Here is an 18,855-nt window from a genome sequence, read left to right on the forward strand (position 1 = left end):
GACCCGTCATCCAACAGTAAAAAAAGCGGAATGCCCACATGTCAGATCTGAAAACTGCCGCTCTCGAATATCACGCCTATCCTCGCCCAGGGAAACTGAGCGTCGAGCTAACAAAGCCAACCGCAACTGCCCGCGATCTGGCCTTGGCTTACAGCCCGGGTGTTGCTGAGCCTGTGCGCGAAATTGCCCGTGATCCTGAACTTGCCTACAAGTACACCGGCAAAGGAAATCTGGTAGCAGTGATTTCCAACGGCACCGCTATCCTTGGCTTGGGTGACCTTGGCCCGCTGGCTTCCAAGCCCGTGATGGAAGGTAAGGGTGTTTTGTTCAAGCGCTTCGCCGGGATCGACGTTTTCGACATCGAAGTCGATGCGGAAAGCCCGCAAGCCTTCATCGATACGGTTAAGCGTATTTCCATTACGTTCGGCGGCATTAACCTCGAAGACATCAAGGCGCCTGAATGTTTTGAAATCGAAAAAGCCCTGATTGAACAATGTGACATTCCGGTGTTCCATGATGACCAGCACGGCACGGCTATTGTGACTGCGGCCGGTATGATCAACGCTTTGGAAATCGTCGGCAAAACCCTTGAGAGCGCGAAAATCGTGTGCCTGGGTGCTGGCGCTGCGGCCATCTCATGCATGAAGCTACTAGTAAGCATGGGCGCAAAAATTGAAAACGTATTCATGGTCGACCGTACCGGGGTGATTCACTCCGGTCGCACCGATCTGAACCAGTACAAGGCTGTATTCGCTCACGCTACCGAAAAACGCACGTTGTCCGATGCCCTGCTGGATGCTGACGTATTCGTGGGCCTGTCGGGTCCAAACTTGCTTAGCGCCGACAACCTGAAGCTGATGGCGGCTAATCCGATCGTGTTCGCATGCTCGAACCCAGATCCGGAAATCGCGCCAGAGTTGGCTCACGCTACACGTGATGACGTGATCATGGCCACTGGCCGTTCGGACTACCCGAACCAGGTCAACAATGTGCTTGGCTTCCCGTTCATCTTCCGCGGTGCGCTGGACGTTCGCGCCAAGCGCATTAATGAAGAAATGAAAATTGCCGCCGCCAATGCCCTGCGTGAACTGGCCAAGCTGCCGGTTCCTCAGGAAGTTTGTGACGCTTACGGCGGAATCAAACTGGAATTCGGTCGTGGGTACATCATCCCGAAACCGATGGATGCCCGTTTGCTGGGCGTGATTTCCGATGCCGTAGCTAAAGCCGCCATCGAGACCGGTGTTGCCACGCTTCCCTATCCAAAGAATTACCCGCTGAAAAGCGTGGATGACGTTTTCAACAGCTAGGTTCTCATCGCGATCCACAAAAAACCCTGCAGCGATGCAGGGTTTTTTGTAGGAGCAGATTCATCCGGCTGTAGGGGCAAACTTGGTGGCGAGAGGCTTGATGCCAAGAATCAGTCACCTGCCTTTACCGCAAGTTGGTTCTTAGGAGTCGTGCAATTATCCCGACTTTTTGGAGCTTGCCGCTCGCCGATGCTGTTTAGAATAAATCTATCGGCGCTGACTCATCCGCTGGCAACGGGCTGTTAGGCCCGGTGCCGCTGCCGCCGATTTCGTTCACGCTCGGTGGTGTGTCTTCGCTTTTGAACAGTTCAAAATAGGCGTTTGGTGTTCCAGGCGAGGCCGCGCGTCCGCTGATCGGGTCAACCCGCAAGCTAAGTATGCCTTCCGGTTCGGTCTGAACGTGCGGCGGCTTGTTTTTCAGCGCAGCGCTCATGTAGTTCATCCAGATTGGCAGCGCGACAGTTCCGCCAAACTCCTGACGGCCCAAGCTTTCTGGCTGGTCGAAACCGGTCCAAACGGTAGTGATGTAATCAGCGTTATAACCAGTGAACCAGGCGTCTTTAGATTCGTTGGTTGTCCCGGTTTTGCCCGCAATGTCTGGACGATTCATCGATAGCGCGCGGCGGCCGGTGCCTTTCTTGATCACGTCTTGCAACATGCTGTTAAGGATGTAGGTGGTGCGGCCGTCAACAATACGTTCTGCAACTGCAGGCACCTGAGGATCGGTCGGTGCGGGTGTGGTCGAAGGCACAATGCTCGGACTGTCTTTTGCCGCAAAGGTGGAGGTGTCGACCGCGACCTTGGCGTCGTTGGCCGGCACGCTCGGAGGATTAGCCTCGAACAGCGTTACACCGTCACGATTTTCGATCCGTTGGATCAAGTACGGGGCGACTTTGTAACCGCCGTTGGCGAAGGTGCTCCATCCCGTGGCAATTTCCATCGGCGTCAGCGTTGCGGTGCCCAACGCCAGTGACAAGTTTCTCGGCAAGTCCTGCTTATTGAAGCCGAAGCGAGTGATGTAATTAATCGCGTTCTCCACACCCAGGCTTTGGAGCAAGCGGATGGACACCAAATTGCGCGATTTATAGAGCGCTTCACGTAACCGGATCGGACCAAGGAACGTGTTGGTGTCGTTCTTTGGGCGCCAGACTTTGTCCAGGTATTCGTCGACAAATACAATGGGCGCATCGTTGACCAGGCTTGAGGCGGTAAAGCCGTTATCCAGCGCCGCGCAGTACAGGAAAGGTTTGAAGCTGGAGCCCGGTTGACGCTTGGCCTGCAAGGCCCGGTTGTAGTTACTTTGTTCAAACGCGAAACCACCAACCAGTGCGCGAATGGCGCCGTTTTGCGGGTCAAGCGACACCAGTGCGCTCTGGGCTGCCGGGATCTGGCTAAACTTGAGGGCGTCATTGGATTGACGTTGGACGCGAATCAGATCACCAACTTGTGCAACGTCGGAAGGTTGCGAGGGTGCTTTGCCCAAACTATTAGTGTTTAGGTAGGGTCGAGCCCATTTCATGCTATCCCAGGCAACGATTTCTTCTTTTTCGCCGTTGCGAGTCAACACGTGTAGTCCGGCTTTATCAACTTGGGTCACGATGGCAGGCTCCAGCCCACTGACCGTGCGCTGTTTGGTCATTTCCAACACCCACGCTTGATGGGTCTTGCCCGCCAGACGTGTTTCCGGACCACGGTAACCGTGTCGTTGGTCGTAGCTGATCAACCCTTCCTGAACCGCTGTGTTGGCATCTTCCTGAAGGTTGCTTGGCACGGTAGTGGTAACGCGGAAGCCCTCTGTGTACGCTTCGCTACCATACCGACCGACCATTTCAGCTCGGGCCATTTCAGCGATGTAAGGTGCGTTCACTTCTGGTGTAGGGACGTGGTAGCTAGCATTGATTGGCTCAGCCAACGCAACTTGGTAAGCCTTCTGATCAATTTTGCCCAATTTGTACATGCGACCGAGAATCCAATCGCGGCGTTCTTTGGCGCGCACCGGGTTGGCTAGCGGGTTGAAGCGGGATGGTGCTTTAGGCAGCCCGGCGATCATGGCCATTTGCGCAATACTTACATCGCGAATTGATTTGCCGTAATACACCTGCGCGGCAGCTTCGATGCCGTACGCGCGGTTACCCAGGTATATTTTGTTGACGTACAGCTCCAGGATTTCGTCTTTCGTCAGTTGGCGCTCAATTTGCAAGGCCAAGAGGATTTCATTGGTTTTTCGTGAAAAACTGCGTTCACTCGTCAAAAAGAAGTTTTTTGCGACTTGCATCGTGATAGTGCTGCCGCCGGATTGGATATGCCCACTTCTGATTAATTGCGACGCCGCGCGCATTAAGCTACTTGGATCTACGCCGTAGTGATTCTCGAAGTTATCATCTTCGGCAGAAAGCAGCGCATTGATGAAGTTTGGAGGAATATCGGCGAAACGAATGGGCGAACGGCGCATTTCGCCAAACTCAGCGATCAATTTGCCATCGCTGCTATAGACCCGAAGCGGGATCTGTAGCTGAATGCTCCGCAGCGCGTCCACAGACGGTAGGCCAGGGGTCAGGTAGAGGTAGGCGCCGCTTAATACGAGCAGGAGCCCGCAAAATACCGCGACGAAGGACCACCAGAAAAACTTCAGCAGGCGTATCAAGGCTTTTGGATTTCCAGATAAAAGAATGGGTTAAGCGAAAGCATCAAAAAAGAGGTATGCCTTGAAGCTTGGCTTTACGAAAAAAACGCTGGGCATTATAAGCATTTTTCGTCTCCGAGCGTTATTTGCGCTACTGTCTCGGCAGGTGCAAAAGGCATAAGGCGCTAAACAGTCCGTAAGTGACGGAAACTCATAGGGAATCGGTTTGTGTTCGAACTCTTTAGTAAGAAGGCCAATACCCTTCTAGGGATCGATATTAGCTCCACCTCGGTAAAACTCCTTGAACTGAGTCGCTCCGGCACCCGCTACAAAGTTGAGTCGTATGCAGTTGAACCACTGCCGGCCAACGCTGTAGTTGAAAAAAATATTGCCGAGCTCGAAGGGGTTGGTCAGGCGTTGTCACGACTGCTGATCAAGGCCAAGACTAATGTCAAAAACGTGGCGGTTGCGGTGGCCGGTTCTGCGGTTATCACCAAAACCATTGAGATGGATGCCGGCCTTACAGACGATGAGATGGAAAATCAGCTGAAAATTGAGGCTGATCAGTACATTCCCTATCCTCTAGAGGAAGTCGCTATTGACTTTGAAGTCCAAGGTTATTCTGCGCGTAACCCTGAGCGCGTTGAAGTATTGCTGGCTGCATGCCGTAAGGAAAACGTCGAAGTCCGTGAAGCTGCCTTGGCGCTGGCAGGCCTGACAGCCAAAGTGGTTGATGTTGAGGCCTATGCGTTGGAGCGTTCCTTTGGCCTTCTTACCGCGCAGCTCGGCCATGATCACGACCAACTGACCGTTGCAGTGGTCGATATCGGCGCCACGATGACCACCTTGAGCGTCCTACATAGCGGTCGGATTATTTATACCCGCGAGCAACTGTTCGGTGGCCGTCAACTTACCGAAGAAATTCAACGACGCTATGGCCTTGTGGTGGAAGAGGCAGGCCTTGCGAAGAAGCAAGGTGGGCTGCCGGATGACTACGTCACTGAAGTGTTGCAACCGTTCAAGGATGCGGTGGTTCAGCAGGTGTCGCGTTCTTTGCAGTTCTTCTTCGCCGCCGGTCAATACAACTCCGTGGACTACATCATGTTGGCTGGCGGTACCGCCTCGATCGCGGGGCTGGACCATCTGATCCAGCAACGAATTGGCACGCCAACCCTGGTAGCCAACCCCTTCGCCGATATGGCGCTGAGCAGTAAAGTCAATGCCGGGGCGCTCGCCAGTGATGCGCCGGCATTGATGATCGCCTGTGGCCTCGCGCTGAGGAGTTTCGACTAATGGCGCGAATCAACTTACTTCCGTGGCGCGATCAGCTGCGTGAAGAACGGAAAAAGCGCTTTCTGACTGCCCTTGTCGGCATTCTGGTCATCGCTGTTGGCGTTATTTTTCTCTGCGATCAATACATCACCAAGTCCATCGAGCATCAGGCTGCCCGCAACGCCTATGTGCAAAAAGAGATTGCTCAACTCGACGAGCGAATCAAAGAGATCAGCGAGTTGAAAGCGCGACGCAAGCAGTTGCTGGAGCGGATGAAAATCATCCAGGACCTGCAAGGCAATCGTCCAATTATTGGTCGGATTTTCGATCAGCTGGCGCGAACGCTGCCGGATGGCGTGTATTTCACTGAAGTAAAAATGACGGACAAGCTCATTAGTATTTCCGGTGCTGCGGAATCGAACAACCGCGTTTCGGACCTGATGCGTAATCTTGAATCTTCTGACTGGCTTCAGGGTGCCAGTTTGACCGAGGTTAAGGCCACCACTGCAGGCGGCGTCGACCAGGCGAATACGTTTCAGCTGACCGTGCGTCAGACGCTGCCTAAGGTTGAGGGGGGCAAGCGATGAATCCTAGAGAGTGGCTGGACAGCCTGCGCAAGATAGATTTCAACGACCTGGACCTTAACAATCTTGGCTCGTGGCCTGCGGCAGTCAAAACCATCGCCGGCATGCTGGTTTTAGCTATCGTGCTGGGATTGGGTTACAACTTTTACCTGAAGGATTTACAGGACCAGCTCGACCAATCATTGGCCAGTGAGGTCACGCTCAAAGAACAGTTTTCCACCAAGGCCTATCAGGCGGCAAACCTGAATGCCTACAAAATACAAATGAAGGAAATGGAAAACTCTTTCGGTGCACTGTTACGGCAGTTGCCCAGCGACACGGAAGTTCCGGGACTGCTTGAGGACATCACCCGTACGGGGCTGGGCAGTGGTCTGGAGTTCGAAGAGATCAAGTTGTTGCCTGAGGTCACCCAGCAATTCTATATAGAGCTGCCTATCCAAATCACCGTCGTAGGGGCTTATCACGACCTTGCAACCTTTGCCAGCGGGGTTGCCAGCCTGCCGCGAATTGTAACGTTGCATGACTTCCAGATCAAACCAGTCGAGCCCGGCGGTACGCAAAAATTGCGCATGAGCATTCTGGCAAAGACCTACCGATACAACGATAAAGGGCAGCAGAAATGAGGGCCACTGGACTGTTGTGCATCAGCGTGGCCTTGATGAGCTTGGCCGGTTGCGACAACGCTAATCAGTTTAGTGACCTGCAGACCTATATGGACGAGGTACGCGCTCGTCCTACCGGCGCGATCGAACCTCTCCCCAAATTTCGTCCTTATGAAGCGTTTTCTTATAGCGCCGCCGCGCTGCGCAGCCCGTTTCAGCCGCCGATCAAGATTGACCTGACCCGGCGTCAAAAAAGTTCGAAACAGGTCAAGCCAGATGAAACCCGGGTCAAGCAGTTCCTTGAAGGGTTCAACATAGAGCAATTTGAAATGGTCGGCACGATGGCCAACCCTTCGGGAATCTTTGCCTTGATGCGTGGTGCCGGGGGCGTCTATCGGATGAAAGTCGGCGATTATCTGGGGCGCAATGAAGGACGCATCGTTGCGATCAGTGATTCGCAGGTCGACGTCGTTGAAATAGTTCCTGATGGAGAGGGCGCATGGCTAGAGCGGCCACGCATTATTTCCCTCAAAGAGAAATCATAAAAGGGTGGAGCCAAGCATGTACAACACCCTCGGATCAGCACAACGGAATTTGATCATGAACAGAATTCTCTCGGTTATTGGCGTTTCGCTTTGGGTCGCGATGATATCGCCGATGGTTGAGGCTGCCAGCTTGAAAACGCTGGATGTCGCGGCGTTGCCGGGAGATCGCGTGGAGTTGAAGCTGGCCTTCGACGGCCCTATTCCAGTTCCGCACGGCTACACCACTGAACAGCCCGCGCGAATTGCCTTGGACTTGCCGGGCGTGACAAGCCAGTTGGTGACCAAAAGCCGCGAATTGGGGGTGGGTAATGCTCGAAGTGTTGTGGTGGTCGAGGCGAAGGACCGTACGCGGGTGATCATTAATATGACGACGCTTGCGCCTTATAGTACGCGGGTCGACGGCAACAACTTATTCGTGGTCGTCGGTCAAGGTGCATCAACGGCTCAACGCTCCCAGCCAAGTACTGCCAAGGGGGCCGCTCGGGTTTCAGTGCCAGCTGCCGCTCCAGCAAAGACCTATGCCGCGATAGGCAAGGCGATCAAAAACATCGACTTCCAGCGCGGCGAATTGGGCGAGGGTAACGTTGTAATCGAGTTGAGTGACCCGAGCATCGCTCCGGACATTCAGGAGCAGGGTGGTAAGATTCGTGTGGATTTTGCCAAAACCCAATTGCCGGACCCATTGCGTGTTCGGCTTGACGTAAAAGATTTTGCAACGCCGGTGCAGTTCGTCACAGCCAGTGCGACGGGTGATAAAGCCAGTATCAATATTGAGCCAACAGGGGCATTCGATTACTCGGCCTACCAAACGGATAACAAATTGACCATCAGCGTGCGGCCGTTGACCATCGATGATGTAGAGCGTCGAAATCTCGATAAGCTGGTCTATACTGGCGAAAAACTCTCTCTTAACTTTCAGGACATCGACGTTCGGTCGGTTCTACAGCTGATTGCTGATTTCACCAACCTCAATCTGGTTGCCAGTGACACAGTGCAGGGCGGAATTACACTGCGTTTACAGAACGTGCCCTGGGATCAGGCGCTGGACTTAGTGCTGAAGACTAAAGGTTTGGATAAACGCAAGGTTGGCAACGTATTGTTGGTCGCCCCGGCAGAGGAGATTGCAGCACGCGAACGGCAGGAATTAGAATCGATGAAGCAGATTGCCGAGCTAGCGCCGCTGCGTCGCGAGCTGCTCCAAGTGAACTATGCCAAAGCGGCTGATATCGCCAAGCTGTTCCAGTCGGTTACCAGCGCCGAGGCTAAAACCGAGGAACGTGGCTCGATCACCGTGGATGAGCGGACCAACAATATCATTGCCTACCAGACTCAGGATCGACTCGATGAGTTGCGCCGCATCGTCTCGCAATTGGACATCCCGGTGCGCCAAGTAATGATCGAAGCGCGGATTGTTGAAGCCAATGTCGGTTACGACAAAGCACTGGGTGTTCAGTGGGGCGGTTCGACCAACGTTAACGGTAGTAGTGACGTGACGGTAGGTGGTCGCGGTTTAGTGACGAGGCCCTCAGGTACAGCGCCTAACCTTAACTCTCCGTATGTCGATCTGGGGGCAGCCAATGCGACCTCAGGAATTGGCATTTCCTTCTTGTCCGATAACGTCTTGTTGGACCTTCAGCTCAGCGCCATGGAAAAAACGGGTAATGGCGAAGTGGTATCGCAACCCAAGGTTGTTACCTCAGATAAGGAAACGGCGAAAATCCTTAAGGGTACTGAAGTCCCGTATCAAGAAGCCAGCTCTAGCGGCGCGACGTCCGTGTCCTTTAAAGAAGCGGCTTTGTCGCTAGAAGTAACGCCGCAGATCACCCCAGATAACCGCATCATCATGGAAGTTAAGGTCACTAAGGATGAACCGGACTACGTTAACACCGTACTCGGTGTACCGCCCATCAAGAAAAACGAAGTGAATGCCAAGGTTCTGGTGGCGGATGGTGAAACGATCGTTATTGGTGGCGTATTTTCCAACACACAAAGTAAAACCGTTGAAAAGGTGCCATTTTTGGGTGATGTGCCGTATGTTGGCCGCCTTTTCCGGCGCGACATCGTGTCAGAGGCGAAATCCGAACTGCTGGTGTTTCTTACCCCGCGGATCATGAACAACCAGGCGATTGCCGTGAGTCGTTGATTCTGTGCGAAATTTAATACTTGTAGGGCCGATGGGGGCGGGTAAAAGCACCATCGGTCGATTGTTAGCTAAAGAGTTGCGCTTGCCGTTCAAAGATTCCGATAAGGAAATTGAACTGCGTTCCGGCGCCAATATCCCGTGGATTTTTGACAAGGAAGGTGAGCCTGGTTTCCGTGATCGCGAGCAGCAAATGATTGCTGAATTGTGCGAATCAGAGGGAATCGTTCTTGCCACAGGAGGCGGCGCAGTGATGCGTAGCGAAAATCGCCACGCGCTGCATGCTGGTGGGCGCGTGGTGTATTTGCATGCTTCGGTAGAGCAGCAAGTCGGACGTACTGCCCGCGATCGCAACCGACCTTTGCTGCGAACCGCCGACCCTGCCCGCGTGCTACGCGAACTGCTGGAAATCCGTGATCCGCTCTATCGAGAAATCGCCGATTTAGTGGTAGAAACCGATGAGCGGCCACCGCGATTGGTGGTATTACACATCCTCGCTCGATTGGCCGAACTTGCTCCCCGTTAAAGCGTAGGGCGAAATGCGCTATTCTCCGTGGCTTAACCTAGACGTTAGAAAATAGTGTTGTGATATGGCTTAAAGCCATGATTTTTATAGCGGTCATGGTTTGATAATCAGATTTCAGAGATGGCGCAGCAGGCGCACTCTTCATCAGCGTGGGGATACATGCAGACACTTACGGTCGAGCTGGGCGAACGAAGTTACCCGATTCACATTGGCGAAGGCTTGCTAGATCGGTCTGAACTGCTGGCGCCATATATTGCCGGACGGCAAGTGGCGATAGTCTCCAATGCGACCGTTGCGCCCCTTTACCTTGAGCGACTGACTCGCACGTTGAGCAACTACAGCGTGTTACCGGTGGTGCTTCCTGATGGCGAAGCCTTCAAGAACTGGGAAACCTTACAAACTATTTTCGACGCTTTGCTGACCGCGCGGCATGACCGGCGCACTACCGTTATTGCCTTGGGTGGTGGCGTGATCGGTGACATGGCTGGCTTTGCGGCCGCTTGCTATCAGCGCGGTGTCGATTTCATCCAGATCCCGACCACTTTGTTGTCCCAGGTTGACTCATCCGTAGGCGGAAAAACCGGGATCAATCATCCTTTGGGCAAAAACATGGTTGGGGCGTTCTATCAGCCTAATGTGGTACTGATTGACACCTCGACTCTCAAAAGCTTGCCTGAGCGTGAGCTGTCGGCCGGATTAGCGGAAGTCATCAAATACGGCCTTATTTGCGATGAGCCGTTTCTGACCTGGATCGAAGAAAATGTAGATCAGCTGCGCGCCCTCGACCAGGCAGCGCTAACAATTGCTATCGAGCGCTCGTGTTCGGCGAAAGCGGCAGTCGTCGGTGTAGATGAGCGCGAGACAGGCAGTATTCGTGCAACGCTTAACTTGGGTCATACGTTTGGCCACGCCATTGAGACCCACATGGGTTACGGCGTATGGCTGCATGGCGAGGCCGTTGCCGCAGGCACGGTCATGGCGCTTGAGATGTCCATGCGGTTGGGCTGGATTACCCAGCAAGAGCGTGATCGCGCAATTCGACTGTTCCAGCGGGCTGGACTGCCTGTGGTGCCGCCGGAAAACATGGCTGTCGAGGATTTTCTCGAACACATGGCCATTGACAAGAAAGTCATCGACGGACGTTTACGCCTGGTACTGCTGCGGCGGATCGGCGAAGCCATCGTGACTGCCGATTATCCGAAAGAAGTATTACAGGCCACGTTGGGGGCGGACTACCGCACCCTGGTGGACCAGCTTAGAGGTTAATGAAAAATCGATGACTAGTTTGCATGCCGACGAGGCCTTTCTCGGCCATTACCAGTTGAGTCATGACCCCTTTGCAACGCGGGTGCCTGGCTTCAAGTTTTTCCCGGCGCAGCGTAAACCGGTGCTCGGTCAGCTCCACCACTTGGCGCGCTATAGCGAATTATTGTTGGTAGTCACAGGTCCCCAAGGCAGTGGCAAGACGTTGTTGCGTCAAGCGCTCGTGGCCAGCACCAATAAGCAATCAGTGCAAAGCGTCGTCATATCAGCACGCGGTGCCACCGATGCTGCCGGTGTAATTCGTCAGGTCGCCCAGGCGCTTGGCGTGGTTCAGCCGGAGATCCGCGCAATCCTTTCACAGGTCTTGCAACTGGGGTTGACCGGGCAAGAAGTTTATTTATTGGTCGACGATGCCGAACAACTTGGCGAATCGGCACTCGAAGCCTTACTTGGTTTAGCTGTGGGGACGCCAGAAGGCCGTCCGCATGTTTTCCTGTTTGGCGAGTCGTCGTTGATCGACCGTCTGGATCAGCTCACTGCGGAGGAAGAGCAAGAACGCTTCCACGTCATCGAGTTGCAACCCTACACCGTAGATGAAACGCGCGAGTACCTGGCTCAGCGACTGGACGGTGCCGGACAAGGCATTGAACTGTTCACGGCTGATCAGATTGCCGATATTCACGAGCATTCCAACGGCTGGCCGGGCGCTATCAACCTGGTGGCCCGCGATGCAATGATCGAAGCCATGATCGCTAGCCGCACCGCGGTTAAGCGTCCAAGTATGGGGTTCAAGATGCCAAAGAAACATGTACTGGCCTTAGGAGCCGTGGTCGTTGTCGGAATAATGGCTGCATGGCTGATGCCGGGCCGTAGTGCCAACAACACAGCCACTGCGCCGGCCGTCACCTCACCTGCCAATGCCCAAGCGCAATTGCCCCTTGGTCAGGGACAACCCGGCGCTCAGCAGTCAAACAATCAAAGCGGGCCGGCGATTGAGTTCGCTGGTAACTCGCAGCCGATGCCGTTGCCCCTGGTGGGCAAGTCGCAGCCGGTAATGCGCGGCCCGCTAGCTGAGGCAGCGGGTAATAGCGATGGGGACGAAAGCGGCCCAGCGGGGAATCTTCAGCCCCCCACTGTGACCACCACCGCCCCACCGGTAGGCGTTCCTGCTGGCCCAGCCGCAGCCGTCGCGCCGGCACCTACTCGCACTGCACCGGTCGCGGCGACCAAGCAGCCGACGGTTCAAGTTGCTACAGCCAGGCCAACGCCAAAGGTGACCGAGAAGCCAGCGGTCTCTGCGGCCAAGCCTGCTCCTGGCAGCAGCTGGTACGCGGGTCAGGCGCCGGGCAATTACGTTGTGCAGGTTCTAGGTACCAGTTCCGAAACTACCGCTCAGACGTTTGTTCATGAGCAAGGCGGCGAGTACCGTTACTTCAAGAAAACCCTGCAAGGTAAACCCTTGTATGTGGTGACCTTTGGTAGCTTTTCGACCCACGCCGCAGCGAGCGCGGCAATCAAGGTCTTGCCAGCCAAGGTACAGGCTGGTAAACCTTGGCCTCGTACTGTCGCCAGCATCCAACAGGAACTGGCCGCAAGTCGCTGAAGTTCCGGCGGCCGGCGCCTTAAAAAAGGTGGGCCGCCAGTATTGATTCCCGGGATCTTTCGTCAGCGTGCTGCTTAAAGCAGCGCGCTTTTTAGTGCCTGCGTTACAGGCATTGGTGAAGGGTTAGGGCGCTCTGGTCGATTTCGAAAAAAAAGACTTTGACTACCACAACATCTGGCATTAAACCTTTCAATAATGCGACATAGATTTGCGACTGTTCGTCGCCAAGTTTGTGAGCCTTTGTGTCGGTGTGTACAATGACCTCCCTTTTTCCACCGCAAAGCTGGCAAACGTCTGGCGCGGCCGGTAACTGGTTGAATTAAAAAGAAATTTACCTCGAAATGAGGCAGCCTGGTGAGAAAGTGTCTATGAAAGCAGGTCTGTACCATCCAGATGAGTTCAAGGATAACTGTGGTTTTGGCCTGATCGCCCATATGCAAGGCGAGGCGAGCCATAACCTGTTGCAGACGGCTATTGAAGCGCTGACCTGCATGACCCACCGTGGTGGGATAAATGCAGACGGCAAGACCGGCGACGGCTGTGGACTGCTGATTCAAAAACCCGACACGTTCCTGCGGGCGATGGCCCAGCTACATTTTGATGTCGATTTGCCCAAGCAGTACGCGGTCGGCATGGTGTTCCTCAATCAGGACACGGCCAAAGCCGATGCCGCGCGCGCGAACATGAATCGAGAGATTCAGGCTGCCGGCCTGCAATTGATCGGCTGGCGTAAAGTCCCGATTGATACCAGCGTACTCGGGCGTCTAGCCCTGGAGCGTCTGCCGCAAATCGAGCAGGTGTACATTGGTGGCGAAGGCCTCAGCGATCAAGCATTCGCGATTAAGCTGTTCAGCTCCCGTCGTCGCTCTTCGGTGGCCAACGCCGCTGACACTGAGCACTACGTGTGCAGCTTTTCGCACAAAACCATCATTTATAAAGGCCTGATGATGCCGGCCGATTTGACGGCCTTCTTCCCAGACCTTCGCGACGAGCGCCTGCAAACCGCAATTTGTGTATTCCACCAGCGGTTTTCGACCAACACCTTGCCCAAATGGCCGCTGGCACAGCCTTTCCGCTTTCTCGCCCACAACGGTGAGATCAACACCATTACCGGCAACCGCAACTGGGCTCAGGCCCGTCGCACCAAGTTCGCCAACGAACTGATCCCGGACCTGGAAGAGCTGGGCCCGCTGGTCAATAGCGTAGGTTCGGACTCATCGAGCATGGACAATATGCTTGAACTAATGGTGACCGGCGGTATCGACCTGTTCCGTGGTGTGCGGATGTTGATTCCGCCTGCGTGGCAAAATGCCGACACCATGGACGCCGAACTGCGCGCTTTTTACGAATACAACTCCATGCACATGGAACCGTGGGATGGCCCGGCTGGTGTCGTAATGACCGACGGTCGTCACGCAGTGTGCCTGCTCGACCGTAACGGTCTGCGTCCAGCGCGCTGGGTTACCACCAAAAACGGCTACATCACTCTGGCATCGGAAATCGGTGTCTGGAATTACAAGCCCGAAGACGTAATTGCCAAAGGCCGCGTCGGTCCTGGGCAGATTTTTGCGGTGGACACCGAGACCGGTCAGATCCTCGATACCGATTCCATCGACAACCGCTTGAAGTCGCGTCATCCCTACAAACAATGGCTGCGCAAGAACGCCCTGCGTATCCAGGCCAACCTGGTCGATGACCAAGGTGAAGCCAGCTACGATTCGGACCAGCTAAAGCAATACATGAAAATGTTCCAGGTGACGTTTGAAGAGCGTGATCAGGTGCTGCGTCCTTTGGCTGAACAAGGTCAGGAAGCCGTCGGCTCCATGGGCGATGATACGCCGATGGCTGTGCTGTCCCAGCGTGTGCGTTCGCCTTACGACTACTTCCGTCAGCAGTTTGCGCAGGTGACCAACCCGCCCATCGATCCGCTGCGTGAAGCCATCGTCATGTCTTTGGAGATCTGCCTCGGTGCCGAGCGCAACATCTTCCAGGAATCGCCTGAGCATGCGTCCCGCGTGATTCTCAGCTCGCCGGTTATTTCCCCGCCGAAATGGCGTGCGTTGATGACTTTGGAGCGTCCGGGTTTCGAGCGTTATTTCATCGACTTGAACTACGACGAGAGCGTCGGTCTTGAGGCGGCGATTTTGAACATCGCCGATCAGGCCGAAGAAGCTGTGCGTGCCGGCAAAACTCAGCTGGTGCTGAGCGATCGCCATATCGCCCCGGGTAAATTGCCGGCTCACGCGGCGTTGGCGGTCGGTGCGGTCCACCACCGCTTGACCGAAAAAGGCCTGCGTTGCGACAGCAACATCCTGGTTGAAACCGCCACGGCCCGCGATCCGCACCATTTTGCGGTGCTGATCGGTTTCGGGGCGTCGGCGGTTTACCCGTTCCTCGCTTACGAGGTATTAGCCGACTTGATCCGTACCGGCGAAGTGCTGGCGGACCTGGACGAAGCGTTCAAGTATTACCGTAAAGGCATCTCCAAAGGGCTGCTGAAAATTCTGTCGAAGATGGGTATCTCGACGGTTGCGTCCTACCGTGGAGCGCAGTTGTTTGAAGCTATTGGCTTGTCCGACGAGATCGTTAGCCAGAGCTTCCGTGGTGTACCGAGCCGGATCAAAGGTGCGCGCTTCAGCGATCTCGAAGCCGAGCAAAAATTGCTCGCCGCCGAAGCCTGGAGCCCGCGAAAGCCGATCCAACAAGGCGGACTACTCAAGTTTGTACACGGCGGTGAGTACCACGCCTACAACCCGGAAGTGGTCACCACCCTGCAAGCCGCCGTGCAACAGGGCGACTACAGCAAGTTCAAGGAATACACCACACTGGTTGACACCCGTCCGGTGTCGATGATTCGCGACATGTTTAAACTCAAGACCCTCGACCAGCCGTTGGCGATTGACGAAATCGAGCCGCTGGAAAAGATTCTCAAGCGTTTCGACTCGGCCGGCATTTCCCTCGGCGCGCTGTCGCCGGAAGCTCACGAAGCCCTGGCCGAAGCCATGAACCGCCTGGGTGCGCGTTCTAACTCGGGCGAAGGCGGTGAAGACCCGGCGCGTTACGGCACGATTAAAAGCTCGAAGATCAAGCAAGTCGCGACCGGCCGGTTTGGCGTCACCGCGCAATACCTGGTCAATGCTGAAGTCATGCAGATCAAAGTCGCTCAAGGCGCCAAGCCCGGCGAAGGCGGCCAGTTGCCCGGCGGCAAGGTCAACGGTTTGATCGCCAAACTGCGTTATGCGGTACCGGGCGTGACCCTGATATCGCCGCCGCCGCACCACGACATCTACTCCATCGAAGACTTGTCGCAGCTGATTTTTGACTTGAAACAAGTCAACCCGGCGGCACTCGTTTCGGTCAAGTTGGTCGCTGAAGCGGGCGTCGGTACCATCGCGGCCGGTGTCGCCAAGGCTTACGCGGACCTGATCACAATTTCCGGCTACGACGGCGGAACCGGTGCATCGCCGCTGACGTCGATCAAATACGCGGGCGCTCCGTGGGAACTCGGCTTGGCCGAAACTCACCAGACCCTGCGTGGCAACGACCTGCGCGGCAAGGTTCGGGTGCAAACCGATGGTGGTTTGAAAACCGGCCTCGACGTGATCAAGGCCGCGATTCTCGGCGCGGAAAGTTTCGGTTTCGGCACTGCGCCCATGATCGCCCTGGGTTGCAAATACCTGCGTATCTGCCACTTGAACAACTGCGCCACCGGTGTTGCCACTCAGAACGAGAAGCTGCGTAAAGATCACTACATCGGTACCGTCGACATGGTGATTAATTTCTTCACCTTCGTCGCTGAAGAGACCCGTGAGTGGTTGGCCAAGTTGGGCGTGCGTAGCCTCGAAGAGCTGATCGGTCGCACGGACTTGCTGGAAATCCTGCCGGGCGAAACTGCCAAGCAGCAGCAGTTGGACCTGACACCGTTGTTGGGCAGCGATCACATCCCTGCCGACAAAGCTCAGTTCTGCACCGTGGACCGCAATCCGCCGTTCGACAAAGGCTTGCTGGCCGAGAAAATGGTCGAGCTGGCCAAACCAGCCATTGTCGAACTCAGCGGCGCCGAGTTTTCACTGGATATCTGTAACTGCGACCGCTCCATCGGCGCGCGGATTTCCGGTGAAGTGGCCAAGTTGCACGGCAACCACGGCATGGACAAGGCCCCAATCACGTTCCGCTTTAAAGGCACGGCCGGGCAAAGCTTCGGCGTGTGGAACGTCGGCGGCTTGAACATGTACCTCGAAGGCGACGCTAACGACTACGTGGGTAAAGGCATGGCTGGCGGCAAGCTGGTCATCGTTCCACCAGTTGGCAGTGCGTTCAAGACTCAGGACAGCGCCATCATCGGCAACACCTGCTTGTACGGCGCAACCGGTGGCAAGTTGTTTGCTGCTGGTACCGCAGGCGAGCGTTTCGGTGTACGTAACTCCGGCGCCCACGCGATTGTCGAAGGCACTGGCGATCACTGCTGCGAATACATGACGGGCGGTTTCATCTGCGTGCTGGGCAAAACCGGTAACAACTTCGGTTCCGGCATGACCGGTGGTTTCGCCTACGTGCTGGACCAAGACAACACCTTCGTCGACAAGGTTAACCACGAGTTGGTGGAAATCCAGCGGATCAGCGGTGAATCGATGGAAGCCAACCGCAGCCATTTGCAGCGTGTATTGGCCGAATATGTCGAGGAAACCAACAGTGAGTGGGGCCGTAACCTCTCGGAAAACCTCGATGACTATTTGCGTCGGTTCTGGTTGGTGAAGCCAAAAGCAGCGAGCTTGAAATCGCTGCTGTCCAGTACCCGAGCGAATCCGGAATAAAAGCAGCCATAAGCTTCAAGCCGCAAGCTGCAAGTTAGAAGCAGCGTGCGGCGTGTCGGCTTAATACGATTTTCTTGCAGCTTGAAGCTTTGCGCTTGGAGCTGCAATTTGGAGTTTTCAAGAATGGCTGACCGTCTGAGTAATGACTTCCAGTTCATCGACGTTGGGCGCAAAGATCCGAAGAAGAAGCTCTTGCGTCAGCGCAAGAAAGAGTTCGTCGAGATATATGAACCGTTCAAGCCCCAGCAGTCGGCCGACCAGGCCCATCGTTGTTTGGGCTGCGGTAACCCGTACTGTGAGTGGAAGTGCCCAGTGCACAACTTTATTCCCAACTGGCTCAAGCTGGTTGCGGAAGGCAACATTCTGGCCGCCGCTGAGCTGTCGCATCAGACCAACACGCTGCCGGAAGTTTGCGGCCGTGTGTGTCCTCAGGATCGTCTGTGTGAGGGCGCTTGCACCCTCAACGACGGTTTTGGTGCGGTGACTATTGGTTCGGTCGAGAAATACATCACCGACACCGCCTTCGCCATGGGCTGGCGTCCGGATATGTCCAAAGTCGTTTCGACCGGCAAGCGTGTTGCAATCATCGGCGCAGGGCCTGCAGGCCTTGGTTGCGCCGACGTATTGGTGCGCGGCGGCGTGGCTCCGGTGGTGTTCGACAAGAACCCGGAAATCGGCGGTCTGCTGACCTTCGGTATCCCTGAATTCAAGCTGGAAAAAACCGTACTGAGCCACCGTCGCGAAGTCTTCACTGGCATGGGTATTGAGTTCCGTCTCAATACCGAAGTCGGTAAGGACGTGACCATGGATCAACTGCTCGAAGAGTACGATGCCGTGTTCATGGGCATGGGCACTTACACCTACATGAAGGGCGGTTTTGCCGGTGAAGACCTGCCGGGCGTGCATGACGCGCTCGACTACCTCATCGCTAACGTCAATCGCAATCTTGGCTTTGAAAAGTCGTCGGAAGACTTCGTCGACATGAAGGGTAAAAAGATTGTGGTGCTGGGCGGTGGTGACACTGCGATGGACTGCAACCGTACTGCAATTCGTCAAGGCGCCAAGTCGGTGACCTGTGCTTACCGTCGTGACGAAGCGAACATGCCGGGCTCGCGCAAAGAAGTGAAGAACGCCAAGGAAGAAGGGGTGCGATTCCTCTACAACCGTCAGCCGATTGCTATCGTGGGTGAAGACAAAGTTGAAGGCGTGAAAGTGGTCGAGACGCGTCTTGGCGAGCCTGATGCTCGTGGCCGTCGTAGTCCCGAGCCGATTCCGGGTTCGGAAGAGATTATTCCGGCAGACGCCGTGGTGATCGCTTTCGGTTTCCGTCCAAGCCCAGCGCAGTGGTTCGAAGCGTTCAGCATCCAGACCGACAGCCAGGGCCGCGTCATCGCCCCGGAACAGGCGCAGTTCAAGCACCAGACCAGCCACCCGAAAGTCTTCGCCGGTGGCGACATGGTTCGTGGTTCTGACTTGGTAGTAACCGCAATCTTTGAAGGCCGAAACGCGGCCGAAGGAATTTTGGACTACTTGGGCGTGTAAACTTTTTCCCGCATTAGGCAGCTTCTTTTAGGCG

At 55.3% G+C, this 18,855-nt stretch carries 12 protein-coding genes; 11 read left to right on the forward strand and 1 reads right to left on the reverse strand.

All coding sequences use genetic code 11. The features are described 5' to 3' along the window. Positions 1-38 precede the first annotated feature (38 nt). Positions 39-1,307 (forward strand): malic enzyme-like NAD(P)-binding protein, encoded by a 1,269-nt coding sequence (locus QN378_RS01695; RefSeq protein ID WP_322206405.1) that lies wholly within the window; start codon positions 39-41, stop codon positions 1,305-1,307. A gap of 196 nt (positions 1,308-1,503) precedes the next feature. Here QN378_RS01695 and QN378_RS01700 read toward each other — a convergent pair whose 3' ends face one another. Further along, positions 1,504-3,948: a penicillin-binding protein 1A gene (locus QN378_RS01700; protein ID WP_407074130.1), complete on the reverse strand. Its 2,445-nt coding sequence runs from the start codon at positions 3,946-3,948 to the stop codon at positions 1,504-1,506. Between the two features lie 210 nt (positions 3,949-4,158). Between QN378_RS01700 and QN378_RS01705 the strand changes: the two genes are divergently transcribed. From QN378_RS01705 to QN378_RS01750, 10 genes are all read left to right on the forward strand, one after another. After that, complete coding sequence (locus QN378_RS01705; RefSeq protein WP_322206407.1) at positions 4,159-5,223, forward strand: pilus assembly protein PilM; 1,065 nt, start codon at positions 4,159-4,161, stop codon at positions 5,221-5,223. Further along, entirely contained in the window at positions 5,223-5,789 is a 567-nt protein-coding gene (locus QN378_RS01710) for a PilN domain-containing protein (RefSeq protein WP_322206408.1), read from the forward strand. Before QN378_RS01705 ends, QN378_RS01710 begins: the two co-directional genes overlap by 1 nt. Beyond that, complete coding sequence (pilO, locus tag QN378_RS01715) at positions 5,786-6,409, forward strand: type 4a pilus biogenesis protein PilO (protein ID WP_322206409.1); 624 nt, start codon at positions 5,786-5,788, stop codon at positions 6,407-6,409. The genes QN378_RS01710 and pilO overlap by 4 nt, the downstream gene beginning before the upstream one ends. Then, a complete protein-coding gene (gene pilP, locus QN378_RS01720; RefSeq protein ID WP_323546745.1) occupies positions 6,406-6,933 on the forward strand; it encodes a type 4a pilus biogenesis lipoprotein PilP in 528 nt (175 codons plus the stop codon). Before pilO ends, pilP begins: the two co-directional genes overlap by 4 nt. 55 nt (positions 6,934-6,988) lie before the next feature. Further along, positions 6,989-9,076: a type IV pilus secretin PilQ gene (gene pilQ, locus QN378_RS01725; protein WP_322206411.1), complete on the forward strand. Its 2,088-nt coding sequence runs from the start codon at positions 6,989-6,991 to the stop codon at positions 9,074-9,076. Positions 9,077-9,080: 4 nt separating this feature from the next. After that, on the forward strand, positions 9,081-9,599 hold the full coding sequence (aroK, locus tag QN378_RS01730) for a shikimate kinase AroK (protein WP_322206412.1): 519 nt from the start codon (positions 9,081-9,083) through the stop codon (positions 9,597-9,599). Between the two features lie 159 nt (positions 9,600-9,758). Further along, positions 9,759-10,865 (forward strand): 3-dehydroquinate synthase, encoded by a 1,107-nt coding sequence (aroB, locus tag QN378_RS01735; protein ID WP_322206413.1) that lies wholly within the window; start codon positions 9,759-9,761, stop codon positions 10,863-10,865. 10 nt (positions 10,866-10,875) lie between these two features. Next, positions 10,876-12,465 (forward strand): AAA family ATPase, encoded by a 1,590-nt coding sequence (locus tag QN378_RS01740; protein WP_322206414.1) that lies wholly within the window; start codon positions 10,876-10,878, stop codon positions 12,463-12,465. Between the two features lie 368 nt (positions 12,466-12,833). Beyond that, positions 12,834-17,279 (forward strand): glutamate synthase large subunit, encoded by a 4,446-nt coding sequence (gene gltB / locus QN378_RS01745; protein WP_322206415.1) that lies wholly within the window; start codon positions 12,834-12,836, stop codon positions 17,277-17,279. A 123-nt stretch (positions 17,280-17,402) separates the two neighbouring features. Next, a complete protein-coding gene (locus QN378_RS01750) occupies positions 17,403-18,821 on the forward strand; it encodes an FAD-dependent oxidoreductase (protein ID WP_322206416.1) in 1,419 nt (472 codons plus the stop codon). Positions 18,822-18,855 lie beyond the last annotated feature (34 nt).

Source organism: Pseudomonas sp. 10S5 (genome assembly GCF_035019745.1).
Lineage (GTDB): Bacteria > Pseudomonadota > Gammaproteobacteria > Pseudomonadales > Pseudomonadaceae > Aquipseudomonas.

What these genes read in the sequence shown, in the direction of transcription:
- QN378_RS01695 (WP_322206405.1), top strand. Translation starts at nt 39, where the DNA reads ATGTCAGATCTGAAAACTGCCGCTCTCGAATATCACGCCTATCCTCGC.
- QN378_RS01710 (WP_322206408.1), top strand. Translation starts at nt 5,223, where the DNA reads ATGGCGCGAATCAACTTACTTCCGTGGCGCGATCAGCTGCGTGAAGAA.
- pilO (WP_322206409.1), top strand. Translation starts at nt 5,786, where the DNA reads ATGAATCCTAGAGAGTGGCTGGACAGCCTGCGCAAGATAGATTTCAAC.
- pilP (WP_323546745.1), top strand. Translation starts at nt 6,406, where the DNA reads ATGAGGGCCACTGGACTGTTGTGCATCAGCGTGGCCTTGATGAGCTTG.
- pilQ (WP_322206411.1), top strand. Translation starts at nt 6,989, where the DNA reads ATGAACAGAATTCTCTCGGTTATTGGCGTTTCGCTTTGGGTCGCGATG.
- aroB (WP_322206413.1), top strand. Translation starts at nt 9,759, where the DNA reads ATGCAGACACTTACGGTCGAGCTGGGCGAACGAAGTTACCCGATTCAC.
- QN378_RS01740 (WP_322206414.1), top strand. Translation starts at nt 10,876, where the DNA reads ATGACTAGTTTGCATGCCGACGAGGCCTTTCTCGGCCATTACCAGTTG.
- gltB (WP_322206415.1), top strand. Translation starts at nt 12,834, where the DNA reads ATGAAAGCAGGTCTGTACCATCCAGATGAGTTCAAGGATAACTGTGGT.
- QN378_RS01750 (WP_322206416.1), top strand. Translation starts at nt 17,403, where the DNA reads ATGGCTGACCGTCTGAGTAATGACTTCCAGTTCATCGACGTTGGGCGC.